The 9467-nt window shown below is 69.5% G+C and carries 9 protein-coding genes; all 9 read right to left on the reverse strand.

What is annotated here, in order from left to right; all coding sequences use genetic code 11:
- Positions 1–71: 71 nt before the first annotated feature.
- Entirely contained in the window at positions 72–872 is an 801-nt protein-coding gene (trpC, locus tag C665_RS16190; protein WP_004322777.1) for an indole-3-glycerol phosphate synthase TrpC, read from the reverse strand.
- Entirely contained in the window at positions 869–1912 is a 1044-nt protein-coding gene (trpD, locus tag C665_RS16195; RefSeq protein ID WP_004322778.1) for an anthranilate phosphoribosyltransferase, read from the reverse strand. Before trpD ends, trpC begins: the two co-directional genes overlap by 4 nt.
- Before the next feature lie 21 nt (positions 1913–1933).
- Positions 1934–2521, reverse strand: coding sequence for an aminodeoxychorismate/anthranilate synthase component II (locus tag C665_RS16200; protein ID WP_004322779.1), 588 nt, complete (start codon positions 2519–2521; stop codon positions 1934–1936).
- Between the two features lie 85 nt (positions 2522–2606).
- Entirely contained in the window at positions 2607–4079 is a 1473-nt protein-coding gene (trpE, locus tag C665_RS16205; protein ID WP_004322780.1) for an anthranilate synthase component I, read from the reverse strand.
- Positions 4080–4392: 313 nt separating this feature from the next.
- Entirely contained in the window at positions 4393–5073 is a 681-nt protein-coding gene (locus tag C665_RS16210) for a phosphoglycolate phosphatase (protein ID WP_040829465.1), read from the reverse strand.
- Positions 5070–5765, reverse strand: a complete 696-nt coding sequence (gene rpe / locus C665_RS16215) for a ribulose-phosphate 3-epimerase (protein WP_004322782.1) — start codon at positions 5763–5765, stop codon at positions 5070–5072. Before rpe ends, C665_RS16210 begins: the two co-directional genes overlap by 4 nt.
- 70 nt (positions 5766–5835) lie before the next feature.
- Entirely contained in the window at positions 5836–8181 is a 2346-nt protein-coding gene (locus C665_RS16220; RefSeq protein WP_004322783.1) for a GspE/PulE family protein, read from the reverse strand.
- 82 nt (positions 8182–8263) lie between these two features.
- Positions 8264–9031: a 3',5'-cyclic-nucleotide phosphodiesterase gene (locus C665_RS16225; protein WP_004322784.1), complete on the reverse strand. Its 768-nt coding sequence runs from the start codon at positions 9029–9031 to the stop codon at positions 8264–8266.
- A 114-nt stretch (positions 9032–9145) separates the two neighbouring features.
- On the reverse strand, positions 9146–9467 hold a 322-nt coding region (locus tag C665_RS16230; RefSeq protein WP_004322785.1), incomplete at its 5' end, for an FHA domain-containing protein.

Consider the following 9467-nt stretch of genomic DNA (forward strand, 5'->3'; position numbering starts at 1 on the left):
AGCCGGCGCCGGCGTGGCGGCGCGGCGGGCGCGGGCGAGGCGTCGTGGTCGTGCGCGCTCACCCGGGCGCCTCAGCGGCCGAACAGTGCCTGCAGCTCGGCGCCCGGATGCGGCGCACGCATGAAGGCCTCGCCGACCAGGAAGGTGTGCACCGCATTGGCCTGCATCAGGGCGACGTCCTCGGGCTTCAGGATGCCCGACTCGGTGACCACGATGCGGCCCGCCGCGCCGCTGGCGATGCGCGGCAACAGGTCGAGCGTGGTCTGCAGCGAGACCTCGAAGCTGCGCAGGTTGCGGTTGTTGATGCCGATCAGCGGGGTGTCGAGCTGCAGCGCGTGCTCGAGCTCTGCGGCGTCATGCACCTCGACCAGCACTGCCATACCGAGCTCGACCGCGAGCTGCTCCATGTCGCGCATCCGCGCCAGGTCGAGGCAGGCGGCGATCAGCAGGATGGCGTCGGCCCCCATCGCGCGCGCTTCGAAGACCTGGTAGGGATCGACCAGGAAGTCCTTGCGCAGCACCGGCAGGTGGCAGGCGGCGCGTGCAGCCTGGAGGTATTCGGGCGCGCCCTGGAAAAAGCCGCGATCGGTGAGCACCGACAGGCAGGCGGCGCCGGCGCGCTCGTAGTCGGCGGCGATCTCGGCGGGGTGGAAGTCGGGCCGGATCACGCCCTTGGAGGGGCTGGCCTTCTTGATCTCGGCGATCACCGCGGGACGGCGGGCGGCGTGCTTGGCGCGGATCGCGCCGACGAAATCGCGCGCGGGCGGCTGCGCCGCGGCGTCCTCGCGCACCAGACACTGCGGCCGCGCGGCGGCGGCGGCGGCGACCTCCTCGACCTTGACCGCGCAGATCTTCTGCAGGATGTCGCTCATCGGCCGCTCCCGAACTGCCGGGTGAAACGCACGAACTCGTCGAGCTTGGCGCGCGCGGCGCCGCTCTCGATGATCTCGCGCGCACGCAGGATGCCGGCGCCGATGGTGTCGACCAGGTTGGCCGTGTACAGCGCCACGCCGGCGTTGAAGGCGACGATCTCGCGCGCCGGGCCGGGGCGGTTGTCGAGCACGCCAAGCAGCACCTCGCGCGACTCGGCGGCGTCCTCGACGCGCAGCTGGCGGCTGCCCGCCATGGCGAGGCCGAAGTCCTCGGGGTGGATCTCGTACTCGACGACCTTGTTGTCCTTGAGCTCGCCGACCAGGGTGGCACCGCCCAGGCTGACCTCGTCCATGCCGTCCAGGCCATGCACCACCAGCACGTGGTTGGCGCCGAGGCGCTGCATCACGCGCGCCTGGATGCCGACCAGGTCGGGATGGAACACGCCCATCAGCGTGTTGGGCGCGCCGGCCGGGTTGGTGAGCGGGCCGAGGATGTTGAAGATGGTGCGCACACCCATCTCGCGCCGCACCGGGGCGACGTTCTTCATCGCGCTGTGGTGGGCGGGCGCGTACATGAAGCCGATGCCGGTGGCCTCGATGCACTCGGCGACCTGCTGCGGGGTGAGATCCAGGTTGACGCCGAGCGCCTCGATCACGTCGGCCGCGCCCGACTTGGACGACACCCCGCGTCCGCCATGCTTGGCGACGCGCGCGCCGGCGGCCGCGGCGACGAAGATCGTGGTGGTGGAGATATTGAAGGTGTTGGCGCCGTCGCCACCGGTGCCGACGACGTCGAGGAAGTGGTCGTGCGGCGGCTCGACCACGACCTTGGTGGACATCTCTCGCATCACCGTGGCGGCGGCGGTGATCTCGCCGATGGTCTCCTTCTTGACGCGCAAGCCGGTGAGGATGGCGGCGGTCATCACCGGGGAGATCTCGCCGGCCATGATCTGGCGCATCAGCGAGAGCATCTCGTCGAAGAAGATCTCGCGGTGCTCGATCGTGCGTTGCAGGGCTTGCTGGGCGGTAATCGTGGTCATGGGGCTCTCGCAGCTTTCGTTTCAGGCGGCCGCCGGCTGGCTGGCGCCGCGGTCGAGGAAGTTCTTCAGCAGCGCGTGGCCGCACTCGGTGAGGATGGACTCGGGGTGGAACTGCACGCCCTCGACGTCGAGCGTCCTGTGGCGCACGCCCATGATCTCGCCGTCCTCGGTCCACGCCGTCACTTCCAGACAATCGGGCAGGCTGGCGCGTTCGATCGCCAGCGAATGGTAGCGCGTGCAGGTGAGCGGGTTGGGCAGGCCGCGGAAGACGCCCTGGTCGATGTGATGCACCGGCGAGGTCTTGCCGTGCATGAGGCGCTTCGCGTGCACGACGCGCCCGCCGAAGGCCTCGCCGATGCTCTGGTGGCCGAGGCAGACGCCCAGGATGGGGAGCTTGCCGGCGAAGGCCTTGATCGCCGCCACCGAGATGCCGGCCTGGGCCGGGGAGCACGGCCCGGGCGAGATGACGAGATGTTCGGGCGCGAGGCGGCCGATCTGCTCGAGGGTGATCTCGTCGTTGCGATACACCTTGACCTTGGCGCCGAGTTCGCCGAAGTACTGCACGAGGTTGTAGGTGAAGCTGTCGTAGTTGTCGATCATCAGCAGCATGGTCTTTCCCTTCGCGAAGCCGCGCGCCGCGCGGGCATCGCCAGTATCGAGGCGTGGTGGACGGAGGGCGGCGCAGGCGCCGCGCTCAGAAGCGGGTGTCGAGTCCGCCTTCGGCCATCTCGGCGGCGCGCAGCATCGCGCGCGCCTTGCTCTGGGTCTCGTTCCACTCGGCGTCGGGGTCGGAGTCGGCGACGATGCCGGCGCCGGCCTGGACGTGGATCTGGCCGTCCTTCACCACCGCGGTACGGATCGCGATCGCCAGGTCCATGTCGCCATGGAAGCCGAGGTAGCCCACCGCGCCGGCGTAGATGCCACGCTTGACCGGCTCGAGCTCGTCGATGATCTCCATCGCGCGCACCTTGGGCGCGCCCGACACGGTGCCCGCGGGGAAGGTGGCGCGCAGCACGGCGAGCGCGTCGAGGCCCTCGCGCAGCTTGCCTTCGACGTTGGAGACGATGTGCATCACGTGCGAGTAGCGCTCGACGGTGAAGCGCTCGGTGACCCTGACCGTGCCGACCTCGGAGACGCGGCCGGCGTCGTTGCGGCCGAGGTCGAGCAGTTGCACGTGCTCGGCGATCTCCTTCTGATCGGCGAGCAGTTCCTGTTCGAGCGCAAGGTCCTCGGCCGGGGTGGCGCCGCGCTTGCGGGTGCCGGCGATCGGACGCACGGTGACGACGTCGTCCTCGAGCCGGGTGAGGATCTCGGGCGAGGCGCCGACGACGTGGAAGTCCTCGAGGTTGAAGTAGAACAGGTAGGGCGAGGGGTTGAGCGAGCGGATCGCGCGGTACAGCGCCATCGGGCTGGCGGCGTAGGGCTTGCTCATGCGCTGCGACAGCACGACCTGCATGAGGTCGCCGTCGACGATGTACTGCTTGGCGCGGCGCACCGCGTCCTTGAAGGCTTCCTCGCCGAAGCTCGACACCGGCTCGGCGGACTCGCCGCGGAACTCCTCGGGGATCGCCACCGCCTCGCGCAGGCGGGCGAGGAGCTCGCGCAGGCGCCTCTGCGCGCGCTTGTACGCGCCCGGCACCTCGGGCTCGGCATAGACGACGAGGGTGAGCTTGCCACTGAGGTTGTCGACGATCGCGACCTCTTCCGACAGCAGCAGCAGGATGTCGGGCGTGCCGACGGTGTCGGCTTTCTCGGTCTTGGCCAGGCGCGGCTCGATGTAGCGCACGGTGTCGTAGCCGAAACAGCCCACCAGACCGCCGGCGAAGCGCGGCAGGTGCTGGCGCGGCGGCACCTTGATGCGGTTCATGAACTCGGCGACGAAGTTGAGCGGGTCGCCGTAGTCGCGACGCTCGACCAGGCGGTTGCCGGTGAGCAGCAGGGCGGAGCGGCCATAGACCTCGATGCGGGTGGGCGAGGACAGGCCGATGAAGGAATAGCGCCCGAAGCGCTCGCCGCCCTGCACCGATTCGAGCAGGTAGGTGTAGGGCTCGTTGGCGAGCTTCAGGTAGATGGAGAGCGGGGTGTCGAGGTCGGCGAAGGTCTCGAGGGTGAGCGGGATGCGGTTGTAGCCCTCGGCGGCGAGGGCGTTGAATTCGTGTTCGAGCATGGGGGCTCCACGTGGGACGGATCGATCGGAAGGGCTTGCAGCGGGCGGGGAAGGCGTCGCGCAGCGTGCGCGGCGGGCCCCGCAGGGGGAGGTCGCGTTCAGTGGCCCAAAGGCCAACGCCAGCCGCCGCGCCAGTCGGGCTGGGCGGAGGACGAGGCGGAGAACAGGCGATCCCGGGGTGCGAGCATCACGATGAAGTCGTTGGTGGAGAGACGGACGAGGGCGGATGAAAGGGCGCCGGCGCAGCCACTGGACCTTGCGAGCCCGCAGCGGGATTGCGAGGGATTGCGCCGCCCCTGCCGCCGGTTTGCGCCTATGCAGGACCGATATGGTCCAGCACTTCGAGTGCGTTCGATAGTAGCCCATCGCATTCGATGCTGTCCACCGGCATGCCTTCGCTGTAGCCGTAACGCACCAGCAGCACCGGCATGCCCGCGTCGCGCGCGGCGAAGGCGTCGTTGGCCGAGTCGCCGACCATCAGCGCCTGCCGGGCGGCCACGCCGAGGCGCGCGCAGGCCAGGTGCAGCATCGCCGGGTCGGGTTTCTTGACCGGCAAGGTGTCGCCGCTGACCACGGCGTCGAAATAGTGCGCAATCGCCATGCGCTCGAGCAACGGCAGCGTGAAGGCCTCGGCCTTGTTGGTGACCACCGCCAGCGGCAGCCCGTGTCCGCGCAGGCGCTCGAGCAGTTCGCCGACCCCGGGGTAGATGCGCGTGCGCGCGCCGTTGACCACAGCATAGTGGCGGCGGAACACGGCCACGGCGGAGTCGATCTCGTCCTCATCGGCGTGCGTGCCCTCGGTGAGGCAGCGCCGCACCAGGTTGGGAATGCCCTTGCCGACGAAGCTGTGGATCTCCTCCAGGCTGCGCGCCGGGCGGGCGAGCTCGGCGAGCATGAGGTTGGCGGCGTCGGCGAGGTCGGCGATGGTGTCGAGCAGGGTGCCGTCGAGGTCGAACAGCACCGCGCGCGGCGCGAAGCGCGCGTCCATCCTCATGCCTGCACCGCGGCGAGCTCGGCGCGCAGCGCACCCAGGATCGAGTCGTAGCGGTGCGGATCGGCGGCCTTCGCGGCACCGAATACCGCGGAGCCGGCGACGAAGGTGTCGGCTCCGGCGCGGGCAATCGCGGCGATGTTGTCGGTCTTCACCCCGCCGTCGATCTCGAGCAGGATGCGGCGACCGCTGCGCGCCTCGTAGGCGTCCAGCCTGGCACGCGCGGCGCGCAGCTTGTTGAGGGTCTCGGGGATGAACTTCTGCCCGCCGAAGCCGGGGTTGACGCTCATCAGCAGCACCACGTCGAGCTTGTCCATGACGTGGTCCATCCAGTCGAGCGGTGTGGCCGGGTTGAACACCAGGCCGGCCTGACAGCCGGCGTCGCGGATCAGCCCGAGCGTGCGGTCGACGTGCTCGGAGGCCTCGGGGTGGAAGGTGATGACGTTGGCGCCGGCCTTGGCGAAGTCGGGCACGATGCGATCGACCGGCTTCACCATCAGGTGCACGTCGATCGGCGCCGAGGTGTGCGGGCGGATGGCCTCGCACACCAGCGGGCCGATGGTGAGGTTGGGGACGTAGTGGTTGTCCATCACGTCGAAGTGAATCCAGTCGGCGCCGGCGGCGATGACGTCGCGGACCTCCTCGCCGAGGCGGGCGAAGTCGGCGGACAGCAGGCTGGGGGCGATGCGGTACATGGTGGGCTCCGGTGCGGGTGGCAGCGCGGATTCTAACCCGCGCCCCGCCGATCGGCCGCCCCTGCCGCGCTCAGCGCACGCAGACCTTGCGCACCTGCTTCATGTCGGTGATGCCGGCGAGCACCTTCTCGATGCCGTCCTGGCGCAGCGTGCGCATGCCTTCGGCGAGCGCCTGGCCGAGGATCTGGTCGACGCGGCCGCGCGACTGGATCTGGCGCTTGATCGCGTCGGAGCCGAGCATCAGCTCGTGCAGGCCTACCCGCCCCTTGTAGCCCTGGTTGCAGTGCTCGCAGCCGACCGCGCGGTAGAGCCTGAAGCCGCCGTCCTTGTCGCCGAAGGCCTCGCGCCAGCGCCCCAGCACGCGCTCGCGGGCGGTCTTCGGGTCGGCGGCGAAGTCCGGGGTCAGGTGCATGTCCTCGCAATATTCGTCGAGCAGGCTGGCGAGCTCGTCCTCGCCGACGCGGTAGGGTACCCGGCACTTCAGGCACAGGCGCTTGGCCAGGCGCTGGGCGAGCACGCCGAGCAGCGCGTCGGCGAAGTTGAACGGGTCCATGCCCATGTCGAGCAGGCGCACGACCGATTCGGGCGCGCTGTTGGTGTGCAGGGTCGAGAACACCAGGTGGCCGGTCAGCGAGGCCTCGATGCCGACCGAGACGGTCTCGTGGTCGCGCATCTCGCCGACCATGATCACGTCCGGGTCGGCGCGCAGGAAGGCGCGCATCATGGTGGCGAAGTCGATGCCGGCCTTGCGGTTGACCTGCACCTGGCGCAGGCCCTTCTGGGTGATCTCGACCGGGTCCTCGACCGTCCAGATCTTGGTATCCGGGGTGTTGATGTAGCTCAGGATGGAGTGCAGCGTGGTGGTCTTGCCCGAGCCGGTGGGGCCGCACACGAAGAAGATGCCGTAGGGCTTGGCGATCGCGCTCTTGAGGCGCTCGAGATTGAAGGGCAGCAGGCCGAGCTGGTCGATCGGGATCGGCTCGCTGTGCGCGAGCAGGCGCATCACCACGTCCTCCATGCCGCCCTGGGTGGGCAGCGTGGCCACGCGCAGCTCCAGGTCGACCGGGGCGAACTTGCGGAAGCGGATCTTGCCGTCCTGCGGCTTGCGGCGCTCGGAGATGTCGAGGTCGCACATGATCTTGATGCGGGTGACGAGCGGGTTGCGGTAGCTTGCCGGGATCTCGATGTAGGGCACCAGCGAGCCGTCCTTGCGGAAGCGGATCTGGGTCTTCTCCTTGCCCGGGCGGGGCTCGATGTGGATGTCGGAGGCGCCCTGGCGATAGGCGTCGATGATGATCTTGTTGACCAGCTTGACGAGCTCGTTGTCGGCGGCGGCGTTGACCTCGTCCCGGAGCGAGAGGGCGTCCTCCTCGTGATCGTCGAGACCGGACAGCAGGTCCGAGACCGAGGCGTCGTCCAGGGTCACACCGAAGAACTGCTCGACCGTCAGCTCGAAGTCGCGCTGGGTGGTGACGCGGTAGGTCAGCCGCTTCTTCGGCAGCACGTTCTGCGCCACGCCCGAGCTGCGCACCTGCTCGGGGTCGACGCACAGGATCACCACGCCCTCGGGGTTCTCCTCCCAGGGCAGCCACAGGCTGCGCTCGACGAACTCGCGCTTGATGTTGCGCAGCAGGTCCATCGGCTTGACGTGGTTGGCGACGAAGGGCTGATAGGGCACGCCGAAATAGCGCGAGGCCGCTGCGCCGAGTTCGGCGTGGCTGAGGCCGAGCTGCTCGATCAGCAGGTTCTCGGTGCCCGCCCCGCTCTCGCGCGCCTCGCGGGTGGCGTCGGCGAACTCCTCGGCGGTGATGCGGCCATCGACCACCAGCGCCTCGAAGCGCGAACGCAGGCGCCCGGCCTGGCGGTTGTGGCGCAGGAAGGCGACGCCGAGCGTCTGTGCGAGCCCCATCAGCCCCTCCTCGGTCATCTTGGAGAAGGGTTCGCGGTTGAGCGTGTTGATGAGCTGCACGACCCCGAGCAGGCTGCCGGTGTCGGGATCGCGGATGGGCGCGACCAGCATCTGGCGCGAGTGGAAGCCGGTGCTGGCGTCGACCTCGCGGCGCAGCGCGAGGTGCGGCGAGATGCGGCGCAGCTCCTCGTCGTCGTACACGTCGCGGATATTGACCAGTTGGCCGCTGAGCGCGACGAAGCCGGCGATGCTGTTCTCGCCGATCGGCAGGCGGATGCTCTGCACCCCGCTCAGCCCGGTCTTGACCCGGGTGACGATCGAGGCCCCGCCCTCCTCCAGCGCGTAGATGGTGAAGCGCTCGGCCTCGAACAGCGAGCACAGCTCGGGCGCGAGCTCGAGCATGATCTCGTCGGTGTCCTTGCTCGCATGGATGCGGTTGGTCAGCGTCTGCAAGCCCTTGAAGAAGGCGAGACGGTGCGTGACGGCGCTGGACACGGAGGTGTTCATGAGGATTCCTCGGGATGGAGACGCCCGGGGGCGAGCGGTGGCATGCAAGGTAGCGGATTCCGCGCCGCGCCCGGTACCCGCATCAGAACTCCAGGAGGTCGCCGCGACCGAGTGCGCGCAGCGGTCGTCCGGGCGCGCAGGCCCCGAGCTGGTCGATGATGCGCTGCCCGACGCCCGGCTTGAGGTGGCTGATGTGGATCTCGGGCGTGCCGCGGATCTCGTCGAGCACCGCGCGCGCCATGCTCGGGCAGAGGTGGCGCGAAGCCACGGCGAGCCCGTGCTGTTCCTCGGCGAAGGCGGTCTCGAGGATGAGGTGGCGCAGTTGCGGACAGTCGTTGATCGCCTCGATCAGCTCGGGACAGTAGGCGGTATCTCCGGAAAACACCAGCTGCCCGTGCGCACTGTCGAGCCGGTAGGCCACCGCGGGGACGGTATGGCGGGCAGGCAGCGCGGTGATGCCGCGCCCGCCGCAATCGCGGCGCTCGCCGACGTGGATCGGATGGAAGCGCATGAAGGGCTGGTGGTGGTCGGGAATCGCGGAAAAATCGGGCCACACCAGCCAGTTGAAGATGTGCGAGTGCAGGATGCGGATGGTCTCGGGCGTCGCATGCACCTGCACCGGCGCCTGGCGCAGTTCGCCCACCGAGTCGATCATCAGCGGCAGCGCGGCGATGTGGTCGAGGTGCGCATGGGTGAGGAAGACGTGGTCGATCCGCGCCAGCTCGTCCAGCGTCAGGTCGCCGACGCCCGTCCCGCAGTCGATCAGGATGTCGTCGTCGAGCAGGAACGAGGTGGTGCGCGGTTGCGCCCCGCCGATTCCGCCGCTGCACCCCAGCACCTTGAGCTTCATGGCCTCCGTCATCCGCGTCCGCGGCGGCCGGAGGCCACCGTGCAAACCCATGCGAAACCTTAGCACCGACCGCGCGCCGGCCGCGCGGGAGAATGTCACGCCCTCCCCGGCCCCTCAGGCGCGCAGGAAGAACTCCATCTTGACGCCCGCGATCTCGATGATGTCGTGGTCGCGCAGGGGACGCGCCTGGGCGTCGATCGCCCTGCCGTTGACGAGCGGAAAACTCGCCCCCTCGACGTGGGTGATGAAGTAGCCGTGCGGGCGGCGCGTGATCACCGCGACCTGGCGCCCCGGCTTGCCGAGCGTGGTGAGCGACTTGGTGAGCGGCAGCTCGCGCCCGGCGTTGGCGCCACTGAGCACCTGGATCACACCCTGCCCCTCGCCCGCCGCGGAGGCGGCGGTGGCGGCCGCGGCCGCGGTGCCGGCCTGGCGCGCG

Source organism: Thauera aminoaromatica S2 (genome assembly GCF_000310185.1).
Taxonomy (GTDB): Bacteria; Pseudomonadota; Gammaproteobacteria; order Burkholderiales; family Rhodocyclaceae; genus Thauera; species Thauera aminoaromatica.

Coding starts and splice junctions, on each gene's coding strand:
- trpC (WP_004322777.1), bottom strand. CDS start 872: ATGAGCGACATCCTGCAGAAGATCTGCGCGGTCAAGGTCGAGGAGGTC.
- trpD (WP_004322778.1), bottom strand. CDS start 1,912: ATGACCACGATTACCGCCCAGCAAGCCCTGCAACGCACGATCGAGCAC.
- C665_RS16200 (WP_004322779.1), bottom strand. CDS start 2,521: ATGCTGCTGATGATCGACAACTACGACAGCTTCACCTACAACCTCGTG.
- trpE (WP_004322780.1), bottom strand. CDS start 4,079: ATGCTCGAACACGAATTCAACGCCCTCGCCGCCGAGGGCTACAACCGC.
- C665_RS16210 (WP_040829465.1), bottom strand. CDS start 5,073: ATGAGGATGGACGCGCGCTTCGCGCCGCGCGCGGTGCTGTTCGACCTC.
- rpe (WP_004322782.1), bottom strand. CDS start 5,765: ATGTACCGCATCGCCCCCAGCCTGCTGTCCGCCGACTTCGCCCGCCTC.
- C665_RS16220 (WP_004322783.1), bottom strand. CDS start 8,181: ATGAACACCTCCGTGTCCAGCGCCGTCACGCACCGTCTCGCCTTCTTC.
- C665_RS16225 (WP_004322784.1), bottom strand. CDS start 9,031: ATGAAGCTCAAGGTGCTGGGGTGCAGCGGCGGAATCGGCGGGGCGCAA.